The organism is Rahnella sp. ATs2, from assembly GCF_051851855.1.
Lineage (GTDB): Bacteria > Pseudomonadota > Gammaproteobacteria > Enterobacterales > Enterobacteriaceae > Rahnella > Rahnella variigena.
Genome location: NZ_JBLYPL010000001.1, coordinates 175,093 through 190,152 on the forward strand (window position 1 = coordinate 175,093; position 15,060 = coordinate 190,152).

16 protein-coding genes are annotated in these 15,060 nt (G+C 48.9%); 2 read left to right on the forward strand and 14 right to left on the reverse strand.

Translation table 11 applies throughout. From position 1 onward, the window contains the following. Positions 1-17 precede the first annotated feature (17 nt). The 4 genes from ACJY2G_RS00825 to ACJY2G_RS00840 form a co-directional block, all read right to left on the reverse strand. A complete protein-coding gene (locus ACJY2G_RS00825) occupies positions 18-473 on the reverse strand; it encodes a TcpQ domain-containing protein (protein WP_430319893.1) in 456 nt (151 codons plus the stop codon). 55 nt (positions 474-528) lie between these two features. Continuing rightward, entirely contained in the window at positions 529-2,196 is a 1,668-nt protein-coding gene (locus tag ACJY2G_RS00830) for a prepilin-type N-terminal cleavage/methylation domain-containing protein (protein WP_430319894.1), read from the reverse strand. A 70-nt stretch (positions 2,197-2,266) separates the two neighbouring features. Beyond that, complete coding sequence (locus tag ACJY2G_RS00835) at positions 2,267-2,995, reverse strand: type IV pilus major pilin (RefSeq protein ID WP_120162144.1); 729 nt, start codon at positions 2,993-2,995, stop codon at positions 2,267-2,269. A 595-nt stretch (positions 2,996-3,590) separates the two neighbouring features. Then, a complete protein-coding gene (locus ACJY2G_RS00840) occupies positions 3,591-4,295 on the reverse strand; it encodes a pirin family protein (RefSeq protein WP_430319895.1) in 705 nt (234 codons plus the stop codon). A gap of 110 nt (positions 4,296-4,405) precedes the next feature. Between ACJY2G_RS00840 and ACJY2G_RS00845 the strand changes: the two genes are divergently transcribed. Then, on the forward strand, positions 4,406-5,311 hold the full coding sequence (locus ACJY2G_RS00845) for a LysR family transcriptional regulator (RefSeq protein ID WP_112288085.1): 906 nt from the start codon (positions 4,406-4,408) through the stop codon (positions 5,309-5,311). A 41-nt stretch (positions 5,312-5,352) separates the two neighbouring features. On the opposite strand, the gene ACJY2G_RS00850 is transcribed toward ACJY2G_RS00845, so the two are convergent. The 10 genes from ACJY2G_RS00850 to ACJY2G_RS00895 all read right to left on the reverse strand — a co-directional run bounded on the left by ACJY2G_RS00850 (position 5,353) and on the right by ACJY2G_RS00895 (position 12,535). After that, positions 5,353-6,336 carry a glutathione S-transferase family protein gene (locus tag ACJY2G_RS00850; RefSeq protein ID WP_439291045.1) on the reverse strand — a complete coding sequence of 328 codons (984 nt, stop codon included), beginning with the start codon at positions 6,334-6,336 and terminating at the stop codon, positions 5,353-5,355. Between the two features lie 165 nt (positions 6,337-6,501). After that, the gene (locus ACJY2G_RS00855; protein ID WP_112288087.1) at positions 6,502-6,894 is read right to left on the reverse strand and encodes a DoxX family protein; all 393 of its coding nucleotides are present in this window, start codon (positions 6,892-6,894) and stop codon (positions 6,502-6,504) included. A 238-nt stretch (positions 6,895-7,132) separates the two neighbouring features. Beyond that, positions 7,133-7,417 (reverse strand): YqjK-like family protein, encoded by a 285-nt coding sequence (locus tag ACJY2G_RS00860; protein WP_113876740.1) that lies wholly within the window; start codon positions 7,415-7,417, stop codon positions 7,133-7,135. Then, positions 7,414-7,821: a phage holin family protein gene (locus tag ACJY2G_RS00865; RefSeq protein ID WP_112288089.1), complete on the reverse strand. Its 408-nt coding sequence runs from the start codon at positions 7,819-7,821 to the stop codon at positions 7,414-7,416. The genes ACJY2G_RS00860 and ACJY2G_RS00865 overlap by 4 nt, the downstream gene beginning before the upstream one ends. Positions 7,822-7,823: 2 nt before the next feature. Further along, positions 7,824-8,126 carry a DUF883 family protein gene (locus tag ACJY2G_RS00870; protein WP_013577208.1) on the reverse strand — a complete coding sequence of 101 codons (303 nt, stop codon included), beginning with the start codon at positions 8,124-8,126 and terminating at the stop codon, positions 7,824-7,826. Positions 8,127-8,284: 158 nt separating this feature from the next. Next, on the reverse strand, positions 8,285-8,662 hold the full coding sequence (locus tag ACJY2G_RS00875; protein ID WP_112288090.1) for a DUF1090 domain-containing protein: 378 nt from the start codon (positions 8,660-8,662) through the stop codon (positions 8,285-8,287). Positions 8,663-8,802: 140 nt separating this feature from the next. Further along, entirely contained in the window at positions 8,803-9,186 is a 384-nt protein-coding gene (gene mzrA / locus ACJY2G_RS00880; RefSeq protein WP_112288091.1) for an EnvZ/OmpR regulon moderator MzrA, read from the reverse strand. Further along, positions 9,183-9,866, reverse strand: a complete 684-nt coding sequence (locus tag ACJY2G_RS00885) for a DedA family protein (protein WP_112288092.1) — start codon at positions 9,864-9,866, stop codon at positions 9,183-9,185. The genes mzrA and ACJY2G_RS00885 overlap by 4 nt, the downstream gene beginning before the upstream one ends. 410 nt (positions 9,867-10,276) lie before the next feature. After that, on the reverse strand, positions 10,277-11,053 hold the full coding sequence (gene exuR, locus ACJY2G_RS00890) for a transcriptional regulator ExuR (RefSeq protein ID WP_120162139.1): 777 nt from the start codon (positions 11,051-11,053) through the stop codon (positions 10,277-10,279). 189 nt (positions 11,054-11,242) lie between these two features. After that, entirely contained in the window at positions 11,243-12,535 is a 1,293-nt protein-coding gene (locus ACJY2G_RS00895; RefSeq protein ID WP_112288094.1) for an MFS transporter, read from the reverse strand. A 959-nt stretch (positions 12,536-13,494) separates the two neighbouring features. Here ACJY2G_RS00895 and uxaC point away from each other — a divergent pair. Beyond that, on the forward strand, positions 13,495-14,907 hold the full coding sequence (gene uxaC / locus ACJY2G_RS00900) for a glucuronate isomerase (RefSeq protein WP_120162137.1): 1,413 nt from the start codon (positions 13,495-13,497) through the stop codon (positions 14,905-14,907). Positions 14,908-15,060 lie beyond the last annotated feature (153 nt).

A 15,060-nucleotide genomic window follows, 5' to 3' on the forward strand; every position in this document is an offset into this window, starting at 1 on the left:
TATCCTGAACTTTTCAGTTACATATCATCAATAATTAGTACACGATTCTTCTGATAGTTTTTTATAATCAACCCATAGTTTTCAGAAGAAAATAGCTTGCCTAGCTCTGTCAGTACTTCGTCATCATCTTTACCGGCGAGAATGATGTGGCTATAAATTAAATAATCATTTTTGCTCTGCCAGAGAAGCTTATATCCCAGACTTTCTGCCCATTTTTTAATTCCCTGACTCAAAAGTTCACCACTATTGAGTGTCAGAGGGAATGTCAATGGAACCGGTGCGGGCGACAACATCGTTGTAGTAGTAGGTGAAGTAGCGGCTTTCTCTCCACCAGAGAAAGGATTGTGTGGTGTCTCTGGCGAGATATTTGCGGGAACGGGCGTCAGGTTTAAGTCCGCATTAACCGCTGCCTGAGCAAATTGCCCGAGGGACAGTAATAAAGTAATAAACCATCCCAGTAATCTAATTTTCATTTTCTTCATCCTGAAATTTTCAAAAATATACTTACAACCCGTTGGCGATATTCAATCAATTTGGCGGCATGGGTATGGAATCATTTAACTCTGGTTGTTTTATCGAACTACACCATGAGGTCAGTACAACGGAAAGTGAACTCGGGTTAATAACGCTAACACCTTGCCCTGTCACATTGTCAAAAACACCGCTGGTTGCACTGATCACCCAGTAATCACCGTTGGCATCATCATTAATAAAATTCACTTGCACGGCGACGCCACTTAAATGATCCAATACACCTGTAGTGGTTCTCCGGTTATTTTCACTATTGGAAAAGTCGGTGAAGTCTCCACCGTCTTCATCTTCGCCTTCTGATGTTTCCAGCTTACCCACATCAGCCGCTATAGAAGAAATGGCGGCAGCCATTCTTGGGTAAAGCTGTCGCGGCACTTTCTGCGGATCAGCGGGATCGGGCGGAGCCTGAGGGCAAGTTTGTACGGGAAGCTTGATGTGGCCTGGTTCATCAGTGACTTTTTTATTGTAATTATCCGGGTCATTAACAATGACATCATTAGTACCGGTGTCCTTTTTATTGCCAAAGGATTGGTAGGAAACCACCGGGCTGGTCATTAATGCGACGACATTCCCTTTTTCCGGGTCAAATGCTTCACCTTCGAAAATGACATTGGCCATCAACGTACCTGTGACTATCTGATTATTCGCGTTTTTAGCCGTCAGATGCATCACGCCCTCATCCTGATTGCGTCCTGAGCCGTTCTCTGTCTCAAGGCAATGTGCCATCAAATTCTCTTTGTAGTTCCAACATAATTTTTTTGCACCCACAGAACCATCGGCTTTCAGATACTTCCCGACTCCAGCCTCAAAACTAAACCGTATGCCAAGTTGCTCTATATTATTAGGAATATCCTGTATATAAGTACCCAGGCTACCGAAAGGAACTGCATTATCAGTGGGTGATGCACCATTGAGCTTGAGTAAATTCCAGCCTTTGCCATAATTTTCGGCTGTGCTGCTTTTAGCTGAGGAGCGGTAAATCATTTCGCCATGGGAATAGACCAGTCCATAATGAGAAAATGATTCGCTAAACGCTGAAGAGAAATTTTCTATTGAGAACTTATCAATATCCTTCTTTTCACTATGTCCGGGGTTATAAGCCACAATAAAATCAATACGATTGATCGTATGTGTGATGTCATCGCCGACTAAATCAACCCTTTCAAGGACTAAATTGCGATCAGCGCTGCCTCTTGGTTGATTACAAAGAATATATTCTTTGAAGAAAGTGGCATCCGCAGTTCTGCCAGCAGGACTTCCGCATGCCTTACTGGTAAAATAGCCGCGAGACTGGCTGTTATCCCACTGCATGTAATAATCCGTATTCAATGTGTCTGTAATTTTCACGTTTGATGTGCGCTGGCTGTAGGTTTTATTTTTTTGATCGCCAGATATTACATAATTTTTATTGTAAAGTGGGTTTTCGAGAGTTCCAGCGTCAGCTTCACCATCTTTATCTTCATCAACATAAATATAATCTTCATTTGCAAACTTCAATACACCATAGATTTCGCTCACAATAATATTAGTCAGATTTTCCCGAGCAATCGCTTCAATCTGTTTTCTTTTATACACAGTAAAAGTAGCGAGGATAATCCCCATAATCCCCATGACGATAATCATTTCTAAAAGTGTGAAGCCTTTGTTATTACTCGTCGCGGACATTTTACTTACCATGTGGTTCTGTATATAAACTAACTCCTCCAAAAAAGAGGAGGAGTTAGTTATTGATAAATTAACGGCTACCCAGGATCACTGCGTTTGTGCTGCTATTTGCACAAACCATAGAGTAATCAGCAGTCGTCAGATCAGCAGGTGGAGTTGTTGGTACGTCGAGGCTTTTCAGAATACCCACCATGTTTGTAGTCACTGGACGTGTTGAGAGGGCAGGAGAAGCAAGACTCGTTGGAGCAGCAGGTGATGCCCCTGCTGCTGCAGAACTGATTTCAACATATTCCCAATCAGCAGCAACCTGGCTTACAAAAGCACGGCACTCTTGCATATCAAGCCCATTCACGGATACATAGAAACCTTTCAAAGGCGCTCCAGTAGTAGTGGATGTTGCTACGCCGCGGATTTCGAAATAGTCACCAGAAATACCATTTCGGGCTTCGCCATTCGAAATTTTACCCAACTTATAGAGTGTAGAAAGAATATCGCCTGTAGCATCAGTCTTCAGTGCGTTTTCATTCGCAAAACCTAAAGCAGCTGCGCCACCTACTGGGTAAACCCCATCTTTCCCAAACGCATCGACGACGGATACATGGATGGTATTGGTGTTATCACTCAGGTCGGTAATATCCTGAGTGAAGAACGCACGTTGAGCCAACACAACTACACCGGCTGCAATAATACCGATAATGCCCAGAACGATGATGATTTCCAGTAAGGTAACACCACGCTGTTTTTTAAGTTCCTGATACTGATTTGCTTTACGCTTTAATGCAGTAATTGCATTTTTCATACCTTAATCCTTAGGCTTGAAATAAATTTTATAAATCACGTAGTAATACGATCCCGCTGGAATAGAGCAAGATTCTTATAAATAAGAAATATATAGACTAACGTCTTAATGTTATTACTAACGTTTTAAAGGCAGTAGTTCATGGCCATTCCCTTTATAAAAAATCAATCCCGTTAACCAGCGCTGGAAATCATAGAGCAAAAAAAAGAATGCGTACATATAATAAATCGGATCAAACGAATTAAATGCAATCTATATGAGCTGTTGGGGTGTGTTAATATTATGATCATTTTGATGAATATTATAAATATAGTCATTGCCTGACTTGTAAATATAAATTTGAGTGATCATTCTGGGTTGGCTTTTCTATGAGGTAATGAAGGTTTTGTACAGAATTATCAATAATATAGGTGGGTTTAAACTCGATCTCTCAACCCGTTTTTTCGAGTGATTCTATCGGGTAACGACTGCTGTGAGATGAGTCATTTATTACGGATTTTCGTAACTCTTTTTACGAAATAATGTTATTTAAGCATTTAAAAACGCCGGGCAGATTACCCTGCGCGGCGTTTATTTTCCCAGTATTCCTGAAACGTCACACAGGCATATCAATTAGCAGTGCGCGTAACGGTGTAATGGCGGAAACCGTCAGACTGTTTTCCTGATGGATAAATGCGCCATCACCACAGGCCAGTTTTTGTAGCTCGCGGCTGGCCGAACCCTGTGCATCTATCTGTCCGTGAATCGATTGCAAATAGGCGCGAGGTCCGCGTACTGGCAGCGTGATTTGCTCACCCGCCCCTAAATCAAGGTGATGGATCCACACGTTTTGCCGCAGTTGCAGGCTGCCCTTTTCACCGTCCGGTGAGGCCAGCAGAAAATGCGTGGTGTCCGGCAGCGTCATTTTCTGGGTGAGTGCATTTTCATGCTCGGGACAGGCATCCAGCCACAACTGCATCCGCGTTAGCGGCTGACTGGCACTGGTGTTCAGTTCGCTGTAACTGACATTGGGCTGTGCCGATAATAATGCCGCTTCACCGGCTTGCGCCCGGATGCTGTTGCCTGCGCTGTCGCGATATTCCGCGGCGCCCTGCAGGATGATATTCAGAACATCAACTCGCGGATAGGTACGTGGCTGGAAACTGGCACCCGGCGCCAGCACTTCCTGATTCAGAACGCGCAGTGACGCATAGCCCATAAGCTTCGGATCAAAGTAGTGGCCAAAGGAAAATGTATACCGTGCCTGGAGCCAGCCAAAGTCAGCGGTACCGCACTCTTTTGCCGTTCTGCTGGTGATCATGGCGGTCGCCTCTCTTAAAAATTTCGATGTATAAATGGTAAGCGTCTGGACGTGTGATTGTTAGCCAGTTAATCTGGTCGCTATATTCAAATTTCCTGAAAGAGAAAAGAATGGCTAAGGATCGCGCACTCACACTGGAAGCCTTACGGGTCATGGATGCCATTGACCGCCGGGGCAGTTTTGCAGCTGCCGCCGACGAGCTGGGCCGCGTCCCGTCTGCATTGAGCTATACCATGCAGAAGCTGGAAGAGGAGCTGGATGTGGTGCTGTTTGACCGTTCAGGTCATCGGACAAAATTCACCAACGTAGGCCGGATGCTGCTCGAACGCGGACGTGTGTTACTGGAAGCAGCCGATAAGCTGACCGTCGATGCCGAAGCCTTAGCGCGCGGCTGGGAAACCCACATCACTATCGTGTGTGAGGCTTTATCGCCGGCTGCGCAATTGTTCCCGCTGATTGAAAAGCTGGCGCTGAAAGCCAATACGCAGGTGTCATTGATAACGGAAGTGCTGGCCGGTGCGTGGGAGCGTCTCGAGCAGGGGCGTGCGGATATCGTCATCGCGCCCGATATGCATTTCCGCTCTTCCACCGAAATTAACAGCCGCAAGCTCTATAAACTGGTCAGCGTGTATGTTGCTGCGCCGGACCATCCGATCCATCTCGAGGCCGAGCCATTATCTGACGTCAGCCGGGTGAAATACCGTGGCATTGCCGTGGCGGATACCGCCCGTGAGCGTCCGGTGCTCACCGTTCAGTTGCTGGATAAACAGCAGCGCCTGACCGTCAGTACCATTGAAGAGAAACGCAAAGCGTTGCTTGCAGGATTAGGCGTGGCGACGATGCCTTATCCAATGGTCGAGAAAGATATCGAGGAAGGGCGTCTGCGGGTGGTCAGTGCGGAATATAACCGCGAGACGGACATCATCATGGCGTGGCGCCGTGACAGCATGGGCGAGGCAAAAGCCTGGTTCCTGCGTGAAATTCCAAAGTTACTGGCGACGCGGGAAGTGAAGTAAACTGTCCTTCCCCTTATGAAAGGGGAAGGCGCAGAACTCAATCAAAAACGTGTATCGCGGCCGTGTTCAGACTCTAAATCCTGTGCCGGTCCGGTCGAGATAATGCCGTAAGGGTTGATGGTTGCGTGACTGCGGTAATAGTGATTACGGATATGGGCAAAATCCACCGTGTCACGAATGCCCGGCATCTGATAGATATCGCGCAGGAAACCGTACAGATTCGGGTAATCGCTGATCCGGTAGCGGTCACACTTGAAGTGCGTGACGTACACCGGATCAAACCGCACCAGCGTGGTCCACAAACGGAGATCGGCTTCAGTCAGCTGATTTCCGGTGAGATAACGGTGTTTACTCAGCAGTTCTTCGGCCCGTTCCAGCGCGGCAAAAACACCGTCAACCGCTTCATCGTAAGCGTCCTGAGACGTCGCAAAACCCGCCTTATACACACCATTGTTGATCTGCGGATAGACCCACTCATTAATCTCATCAATCGCCGGACGTAACGCCCCGGGATAATAATCTCCGGCTTTTGCGCCCACAGCATCAAACGCGCTGTTGAACATGCGGATGATATCGGCGGATTCATTGCTGACGATGGTTTGCTGTTTTTTATCCCACAGGATGGGCACGGTAACGCGACCCGTATAATCATTCTGCGCCCGCAGATAGATCTCATAGGCGTAGTTGAGATGATACAAATCATCGCCGGTTGCCGCCGGGAAATCAGTGCCGAAAGTCCAGCCATGTTCCAGCATCAGCGGATGGACGACAGAAACCGGAATAAACTCTTCCAGCCCTTTCAGCGTACGCATCAATAATGTGCGGTGCGCCCACGGACAGGCCAGTGAAACATACAAATGGTAGCGGTCACGCTCTGCGGCAAAACCGCCCACGCCATGTTCGCCCGGCGAGCCGTCCGGCGTTATCCAGTTGCGAAACTGTGCTGCTGAACGTTTGAAATGACCGCCGGTCGACTTGGTGTCGTACCAGGTGTCCTGCCAAACGCCATTGACGAGTTGTCCCATATTTCCTCCTTCCCCGTCATCCTTCGAGCCGTAACCCGAATGATTCAGGCGAGATTTACAGATAACTAATAAAAAAGGGCGAGGTGATAAATCACATCGCCCTGCAGGTCACTCTTTTGTCTTATTTAATTATAGCGTGGATGTTGCTCCCTGGTGCCGGGGCAATTACCAGTTTTTCTTGATCAGGCGGTCGATGCTGAATGCGCCCGGGCCGGAAGCAAACAGTACGAAGAAACCACCGGCAATGGACAGGTTTTTCATGAACATCATCTGGTTCACGCCCTGTGCGAAATCAGTGTGGAAAATCAGTGCAGTCAGAATGGTGAAGATTGCAGTGATCAGCGCCGTAGTACGGGTGAAGAAACCAAACAGAATCGCCAGACCGCCGCCGAATTCAAGCAGGATAGTCAGTGGCAGGAAGAAGCTTGGCACGCCCATAGACGTCATGTAACCCGCAGTCGCGGTGTAACCGTTGATTTTGCCCCAGCCTGCAACGATGAACAGGATTGGCATCAGAATACGGGCAACCAGCAAAGCAGTGTCTTGTAACTTGTTCATTTTCTACTCCAGATTAATATGCCCAAGGCGGGCTAAAATGTTACCGGTCCGGTCAGAAAATGTTTCATGCCGTTACCGCATCAGTTGATGACGAGATAATAAGTCGGATGGTTACGCTTTGTTAGCAAGTAAAACTGTTGGAATGCTTCAAATAAATTGAACAGCTGAGAGATTGTTATTCAAAAAGAAAAGGGCTGATTGTTTTCCAATCAGCCCTTTTAACAGGAGGAGGTTGAGGCTATTTGTTGCCGATGGTTTTACGGAACAACCTGACGGTGCCCCAGATGCCAAAAGCACGCCGTGACCAGCGGACGACCGCACTGGGATGGCGGATACCATAAACTGCCAGCAGGCTTGAGCCCACGACCAGATATTTACGCATATCTACCAGTTTTACCCAGTAATGGTCTACTTTCGCGGTGGCCTCCAGCCAGTCAGAACCGGCCTGAGAAAGCTCGCCACGCTGACGCTCGATTTTGCGCAGCAGTCTGACTTTTTCGATAGCGCGGTCCGGAATACTCATTGCTCGTCATCCTTTTCCAACAGGGCGCGATCAACGTCCAGTTGCTTGCGGGTGAGGCTGAGCAACGTGGAGCGTTTGGCTTTCGCCAGCGTCATTGCGCCAAGGATCACTGCCAGAAGCAGCAATACGCCCGTCGTCGTGGCTATCGCCGTAAGACGATAGGCCGGATCGATGGCCCAGAACAACACCACCAGCAAACTCATCAGACCAAAAGCGGTAAGTATCAGGGTAATCCCGACCATGAGCAGTAATTGGAAAATATTGGCCTTTTCCTCTTCCAGCTCGATAACGGCCAGCCTGACACGCGATTCAACAATGCTCACCATGACAGTAGCGATGCGTGAAACGATGTCAAACAACCCTTTTCCTGGTCCTTGTGGTGCAGGTTTAATTGGCTCAGCCATAATTAGCGGCGGGCTAACAGAACGCCGATGACAACGCCGACTGCGGCACCAATACCAACGCCAGTCCAGGGTTTTTCATGTACGTAATCGTCGGCTTTACCGGCAATTTCTTTAGTCTGATAGGCAATCTTATCGCCCGTATCGCTCAGACGTTCGCGGGTATCTTTAAGCAGGGATTCTGCTTTGCCACGCAGTTTATCGAGTTCAGCTTTCGGCTTATCGGTAGAGGTCTGAAGAACTTCTTCCAGCGTATCTGCCAATGACTTGAGTTCAGCGCGCAGTTGTTCTGATGTATTACTAGCCATGTGTAAGTCACTCCATACGTTAACTGATTCGAACTTTTAACATAGCGGATATTCAGGTTATCGCAAATACGAATTATCTGTTAACACCCACAGAAACCCTGAAAAATCCGCTATATCGCGGTAAATCTAACTACGGAAATCGACTCTGGCAGAAAGGATTACTTCGCTTCAGCTTCTTTCAGTTCAGACTTCGCTTCGTCCAGTTTATGCTGCTTTTTGATGACTTTGTCATGATCGCCTTTCGCCTGAGCTTCTTTCAGCTCCTGCTCACGTTCCGCGACTTTTTCACGTTTTTCTTCAATTTTTTTCTGCTTTTCAGCTTGCAGACCGGCTTCGGTGCAATGTTCTTTATTCTCGCGCAGCGCTTTTTCCAGTCCGTCTACACGGTTCTGATTGTTGTGCGCACGAGCTTCGTCGATTTGCTTTTGGATTTCGTTTTGCTTAGTGGCGCAGGTTTCTGGCTGCGATGCCGCAAAGCTGGCCGTGGTGAACAACAGGGCAGGGGCGAAAACGAGGGCGGTTAATGTCAGTTTCATCTTGTAGCTTCCTTTTAATGATTAAGTGAGTGTGGCACTTAATTTCCCAAATGATTAGTTGAGTGAATAACTCGCTTTGAATGATATCACCGCCGAATGAGCGGCGATATCAGATGAATCCCCTTTTGTCGCTAAGGGAATTACCCAAATTTCAGACGGTCGCGATCCAGTTTATGGATCCACGCTTTTGCGGTCGGCTGTTCGTAGTACTGAATCATAAATCCCGGCGGCAGAATATCCTGCAAGGCTTCTTCTGCCAGTTTGCGCTCAGATGAAGAATCAAGCTGAACCACCAGCCCGTCATTGAGCGGCGTAATACTTTTGATATGGATGCCCCGCTGACTGAGGCTCTGGTAAACATAAAATCCGTCAGGCAGTGACGTCCCGGTTCTGGCCGGGCGAATTTGCAGTGCGCTGGCAGGCACCGGCAGGTGCCATAATGCCAGTCCGAACATGGCCACAATCGCGACCAGCATCAACATCCCCGGCCAGATGAATGACCGGCTTTTCAGCCTCTGGCTCATGATGCGCTCTTACCTTTGTTCTGACGATCTGCATGTTTTTTGCGCCACAACACGACGATTGATCCCACCAGTCCGCCGATTAACAACAGCACTGGTAACAGCATCAGGCAATTCATGACCTGATCCTCATACTTGAGGAACAGCGGCGTTTTACCGAGGAAATATCCGAGCGAGGTCAGGATCAGGATCCACAACAAGCCGCTGACCCAGTTGAAAAACTGAAAACGACTGTTGCTCAGTCCTGACAGGCCGGCAATCGTTGGCAAGAGTGTCCGGACAAAGGCCAGAAAACGGCCAACTAACAGCGCCGAAAGGCCGTGTTTATGGAAAAGAGCATGCGCGCGTTCGTGATAATGCACGGGGAGATGTGCCAGCCAGCTTTGTACTATTCGCGTATTCCCCAGCCATTTTCCCTGCGCGTAACTGAGCCAGCAACCCAGGCTCGCCGCACTGGTGAGCAGGAACAGCGTTAACGGGAAATTCATCGCGTCTTTGGCTATCAGAACACCGACCAGGATCAGCAGGCTGTCACCGGGCAAAAAAGCCGCAGGAAGCAGGCCGTTTTCCAAAAAAATGATCATGAATAAAATCAGGTACAGCGCCCAGACCAGTGAAGGGTCTGCGAGGGTTTTATAATCCTGTTGCCAGAGGGCATCGATGAGCGAGGTGATAATTTCCATCTGTCTTGTGAAACTCCATCATTTTCAGTGAGTCAGCAAAAGCATCAGCGGAGAAATTGTCTCGACGCTGCCTGCCTGGCTGATAGGGGAGCCAAATCCCTGGCGGGTTCTTTGTTCTGATGCCGTTGTTTCAGATCCAATTAATTTTAATGGCATTGTATTTACGCGTCATTTTGCTTTCTGAAACGCAGCTCAAACGGGTAAAAAAAGTGGTCTAACTGTAACAAAATACCAATAGCTCAGACAGGTAAATATAGCGCGTTGAGGCCGATCATTTAAGTCTGAAGCGCGTTTGGGAAAGGGTTTTACATTGGCTGACACTACTCGACAGTGTCTGACAGGTTCTGCGGGCGAGCGGGGGAGAAAGTGTAAAACGGCAGGTTGGGGGAATTAACCTGCCTTAAAGGGAATTATTTGGTGTTAAGCGCAGGAGGATCGAGATGCACGACCGGGTTTTCTGAGTACAGATAACGGTCTACGTTGAACTCGAAATCATCACTTGTGGCGCGGAAAAGCATTTGCTTGGTGTTTTCCAGATGCTGCCACATCGCCAGTTTCGCCGCGTGCGGATCACGGCGGATCAGCGCTTTCAGGATCAGGTCATGATCTTCGCACCAGCTTTCAATCGACTTCTCATCGATATGCTCATGCAGTTTGCGCCAGTAAGGATTGTGTAACCGCTGGCTCCACATCTTCTCAACAATGGTCGCCAGTGCGCTGTTTTGCGTCGCCTGTGCAACCTGCACGTGGAATTTTAAATCCCACTCGGAATCACGGAAACGGTCTTCCTGCCGCGCATGTTCCTGAATCTCCATCAGACGCATGATGTCTTGTTTCGTCACCTGAGTCGCGGCGAATTCAGCGATGTTACTTTCTATCAGCTGACGTGCCTGTAAAAGCTCAAACGGACCGGAGGTTCCAAACTCACTACCACAATCCGGCACCACCAGATGGCGCTGCTGGTTTGACATGACATGAATGCCCGACCCTTTACGCACTTCCACGTAACCTTCAACTTCGAGCATGATAATCGCTTCACGCACCACGGTGCGGCTGACATCCATTTCATCGGAAATCAGACGTTCGGCCGGTAACTTCTCACCAACCGGGTACAAACCTGTTTCGATGCGTTCCTTGAGCGTAGCAGCCAGTTGTTGGTATAGACGTCTGGTGTCTGTGGATTCCATATGAGTGCTCTTTAAAGTAGTGAAACCTGTAAGAAGTAAGTGTCGGACAGACCTGTGAACTTATTATACAAGTGCCAGTATACGATTTACGAAAGGCTGTTGCACCGTGCATTGGGCAGAAAGGCTTTGGAGAAATGTCAGAAAACAGCAAAGCCCGGTAAAAGCATTACCGGGCTTTAATACGATGGATCAGGCTTTTGCGGTTTTGAGCGGAGCCGGAGCCACTTCTGCTGCTGAGCGGTTTTGCAGAACAGTCCAGATGATGATTGCACCGAGCAGGTCAAAGACCGCGAGCGCTGCAAACAGCGGGCTGAAACCAATGGTATCGGCCAGCGCACCCACCACCAGAGCAAACATGGTACTTGCCATCCAGGCCGCCATCCCGGTCAGGCCATTGGCTGTCGCCACTTCGTTACGACCGAACACGTCAGAAGACAATGTGATCAGCGCACCGGACAGTGACTGGTGAGCAAAGCCACCGATACACAGTAAAGCGATGGCTGCGTAAGGGCTGGTGAACAGGCCGATCATGCCAGGGCCAATCATCAGAACCGCACCCATGGTGACCACCATTTTACGGGAAACGATCAGGTTAACTTTGAAGTATTTTTGGAATAACGGTGGCAGATAGCCGCCCAGGATACAGCCGAGGTCTGCAAACAGCATCGGCATCCAGGCAAACATCGCGATTTCTTTCAGGTTGAAGCCATACACTTTGAACATGAACAGCGGGATCCAGGCGTTGAATGTCCCCCAGGCGGGTTCAGCCAGGAAACGTGGCAGCGCGATGCCCCAGAACTGACGGTTACGCAGGATCTGCATGGCAGACATTTTCTTGCCGTTGTCAGTCTGATGCTGTGCTTCCTGACCTTCCAGAATGTAATCACGTTCTTCTGTGCTGAGTTTCTTCTGATCTTTAGGATGCTTATAAAACACCAGCCAGCCCAGTGCCCAGACCAGACTTAACGCACCGGTAATGATGAAGGCCAGCTGCCAGCTGTGCATCACGATACACCAGACGACCAGTGGTGGCGCAATCATCCCGCCGATAGAGGAACCGACGTTGAAGTAACCGACGGCAATTGAACGCTCTTTGGCCGGGAACCATTCGCTGCTGGCTTTCAGACCGGCAGGGATCATGGCGGCTTCGGCCATACCGACCGCACCACGGGCGATAGCCAGGCCACCCCAGCTGCTTGCCAGCGCCGTTGCCATACAGAAGATGGCCCACATGATAGCGAACATCGCGTAACCGACTTTGGTGCCCATTACGTCGAGCACGTAACCCGCCACCGGCTGCATCAGGGTATAACAGGCGGAATAGGCGGCGATAATGTAAGAATATTGCTGTGTGCTGATGTTCAACTGGCTCATCAGCGTAGGTGCTGCGGCGGCAATAGCGTTACGTGTCAGATAACCCAGTATCGTGCCGCAGGTAACCAGCGCGATCATGTACCAGCGTAACCCTTTAATCTTAGCCATTTAACTCTCTCCCAGTAAATAATCCGGCGATGACAGCGACAGGCTGTCAGGGCGTTTTTCGCACCACCTGAATAAGCGTGGGGTTCTGGCTTTCCTTAACGTTTTCCGGGTACCACGCCGCCAGAAGATTTCACTGGGAGCTGCCCGATGCTTGACGCACTGCTTTATTGTTATTTGTGCGTTTGGATCCGATGAACGTCCTGGACACCAGAAAGAATGCTTCGCCATGGTCTGATTGAGCCCGGGAAGTGATTTGCCCGGGCAACAGCGAAAGGACGTGGCAGGTAATCTCTGACGCTCTTGTCCGGGCGAAGCAAAGATAACTTGTCATACAGATTTAAAATTTGAATGACATCACAAAACCACATTTATATTGTGTGGTTACTTAACTTTTTTAACTACAGAGTTATTTACTTGATTTTACAATGAAAAGTGCATTTAACATGATGCGGTTCACATTTTTCAGAAACTGATTAACAAAGATAACGAAATTATCGAAACGTAATTGGTGTAACAACTTTACCGAATGATCACATTTAATCTGAACAGTTAATGAACAGGATTGTTTTTCCAAAATGACTGATAAGTTGTCGGTAAGTGTAAAAATGCATTAACAAAGCCCTGAGCAGCAGGCTTCTGGCGCGATATGAAGCGCAGGCGGTAAATGAGTAAGGGGCAAAACGCTGTTTTGTCATATCTGGTACGAATTAACTTGTCATACAGATTTAAAGTTTGAGTGACATCACAAAATGACACTCTGATTGTGAGGATAATAGGTCACAGCGGTTTATAGCTTTAACGCTATTATTTTACAGAGAGTTAGTGGGTTTTTATGGTCTCGGATCGCCCGCTTCGGCAGGGTTAACCCCCTAAAAAGAGCTGGACGACAATCTAAATTGGTGTGATAACTTCGCACCATTGAGTGATAACTCTACAGAATTCATGATGAGGAACCTAAGATGGCGCAGTTTTTAACGGAAGACTTCCTTCTCGACACAGAATTCGCACGTCGCCTGTATCACGACTATGCGAAAGATGAGCCAATTTTCGACTACCACTGCCATTTGCCGCCTGAGCTGATTGCACAGGACTACAAATTTAAAAACCTGTATGACATTTGGCTGAAAGGCGATCACTACAAATGGCGCGCGATGCGTACCAACGGTGTGCCTGAGCGTATGTGTACGGGTGATGCCAGCGATCGCGAGAAATTTGACGCCTGGGCTGCAACGGTTCCTCACACTATCGGTAACCCGCTTTACCACTGGACGCACCTTGAATTGCGCCGTCCGTTCGGTATCACCGGCAAACTGCTTTCCCCGTCTACCGCGGGCGAAATCTGGGAACGCGGTAACGAACTGCTGGCGCAGGATGACTTCTCTGCCCGCGGCATCATGAAACAGATGAACGTGAAAATGGTCGGCACTACCGATGACCCGATCGATTCTCTGGAACATCATAAAGCGGTGGCACAAGATCCCAGCTTTGATGTCAAAGTGCTGCCAAGCTGGCGCCCGGACAAAGCTTTCAACATTGAAGCGGACACGTTCGTCGATTACATGAAGAAACTGGAAGCGGCGGCAGATGTCTCCATTACCCGTTTCAGCGATCTGCGTGATGCCCTGAAAAAGCGTATGGATCACTTTGCGGCGCACGGTTGCAAAGTCTCTGACCATGCGCTGGACGTGGTCGTTTACGGCGAAGCGGATGACGCGACGCTGGACGGTATTTTGTCCCGTCGTCTGAACGGTGAAACGCCGACAGCGCAAGAAATTGCTCAGTTCAAAACCGGTGTTCTGCTGTATCTGGCTTCTGAATATCAGCGTCGTGAATGGGTACAGCAGTATCACATTGGCGCGCTGCGCAATAACAACACCCGTATGTTCCAGCTGATTGGCGCAGATGTCGGTTTCGACTCCATTAACGACCAGCCGCTGGCAGAACCGCTGTCAAAACTGCTGGGCGCGCAGGGTCTGGCCGGTGGCCTGCCTAAAACCATTCTGTACTGTCTGAACCCGCGTGATAACGAAGTGATCGGTACCATGGTCGGTAACTTCCAGGGCGAAGGGATGCCGGGCAAAATGCAATTCGGTTCCGGCTGGTGGTTTAACGATCAGAAAGACGGCATGCAACGTCAGATGACACAGCTTGCCAACCTGGGCTTACTGAGCCGCTTTGTCGGCATGCTGACCGACAGCCGCAGCTTCCTGTCCTATACGCGTCATGAATATTTCCGTCGCATCCTGTGCCAGATGATCGGTCGCTGGGTGGAAGATGGCGAAGCACCGGCAGACATCGAACTGCTGGGCAATATGGTGAAAAACATCTGCTTCGACAACGCCAAACAGTATTTCCAGATCGAACTGAACTGATCTGCATGAACCAGGCAGTCATCACTAGACAGTAACGGAGCGCAGATCCCTGCGCTCCTGAAACAAAATCATAAATAACAAATAATTATCCCAACAAAGAACGACGGCCACGGGGCAATTTTTCCGCCCTCAAAGACCGGAGTCTGAGCAAAT

What these genes read in the sequence shown, in the direction of transcription:
- ACJY2G_RS00825 (WP_430319893.1), bottom strand. Translation starts at nt 473, where the DNA reads ATGAAAATTAGATTACTGGGATGGTTTATTACTTTATTACTGTCCCTC.
- ACJY2G_RS00830 (WP_430319894.1), bottom strand. Translation starts at nt 2,196, where the DNA reads ATGTCCGCGACGAGTAATAACAAAGGCTTCACACTTTTAGAAATGATT.
- ACJY2G_RS00835 (WP_120162144.1), bottom strand. Translation starts at nt 2,995, where the DNA reads ATGAAAAATGCAATTACTGCATTAAAGCGTAAAGCAAATCAGTATCAG.
- ACJY2G_RS00840 (WP_430319895.1), bottom strand. Translation starts at nt 4,295, where the DNA reads ATGATCACCAGCAGAACGGCAAAAGAGTGCGGTACCGCTGACTTTGGC.
- ACJY2G_RS00845 (WP_112288085.1), top strand. Translation starts at nt 4,406, where the DNA reads ATGGCTAAGGATCGCGCACTCACACTGGAAGCCTTACGGGTCATGGAT.
- ACJY2G_RS00850 (WP_439291045.1), bottom strand. Translation starts at nt 6,336, where the DNA reads ATGGGACAACTCGTCAATGGCGTTTGGCAGGACACCTGGTACGACACC.
- ACJY2G_RS00855 (WP_112288087.1), bottom strand. Translation starts at nt 6,894, where the DNA reads ATGAACAAGTTACAAGACACTGCTTTGCTGGTTGCCCGTATTCTGATG.
- ACJY2G_RS00860 (WP_113876740.1), bottom strand. Translation starts at nt 7,417, where the DNA reads ATGAGTATTCCGGACCGCGCTATCGAAAAAGTCAGACTGCTGCGCAAA.
- ACJY2G_RS00865 (WP_112288089.1), bottom strand. Translation starts at nt 7,821, where the DNA reads ATGGCTGAGCCAATTAAACCTGCACCACAAGGACCAGGAAAAGGGTTG.
- ACJY2G_RS00870 (WP_013577208.1), bottom strand. Translation starts at nt 8,126, where the DNA reads ATGGCTAGTAATACATCAGAACAACTGCGCGCTGAACTCAAGTCATTG.
- ACJY2G_RS00875 (WP_112288090.1), bottom strand. Translation starts at nt 8,662, where the DNA reads ATGAAACTGACATTAACCGCCCTCGTTTTCGCCCCTGCCCTGTTGTTC.
- mzrA (WP_112288091.1), bottom strand. Translation starts at nt 9,186, where the DNA reads ATGAGCCAGAGGCTGAAAAGCCGGTCATTCATCTGGCCGGGGATGTTG.
- ACJY2G_RS00885 (WP_112288092.1), bottom strand. Translation starts at nt 9,866, where the DNA reads ATGGAAATTATCACCTCGCTCATCGATGCCCTCTGGCAACAGGATTAT.
- exuR (WP_120162139.1), bottom strand. Translation starts at nt 11,053, where the DNA reads ATGGAATCCACAGACACCAGACGTCTATACCAACAACTGGCTGCTACG.
- ACJY2G_RS00895 (WP_112288094.1), bottom strand. Translation starts at nt 12,535, where the DNA reads ATGGCTAAGATTAAAGGGTTACGCTGGTACATGATCGCGCTGGTTACC.
- uxaC (WP_120162137.1), top strand. Translation starts at nt 13,495, where the DNA reads ATGGCGCAGTTTTTAACGGAAGACTTCCTTCTCGACACAGAATTCGCA.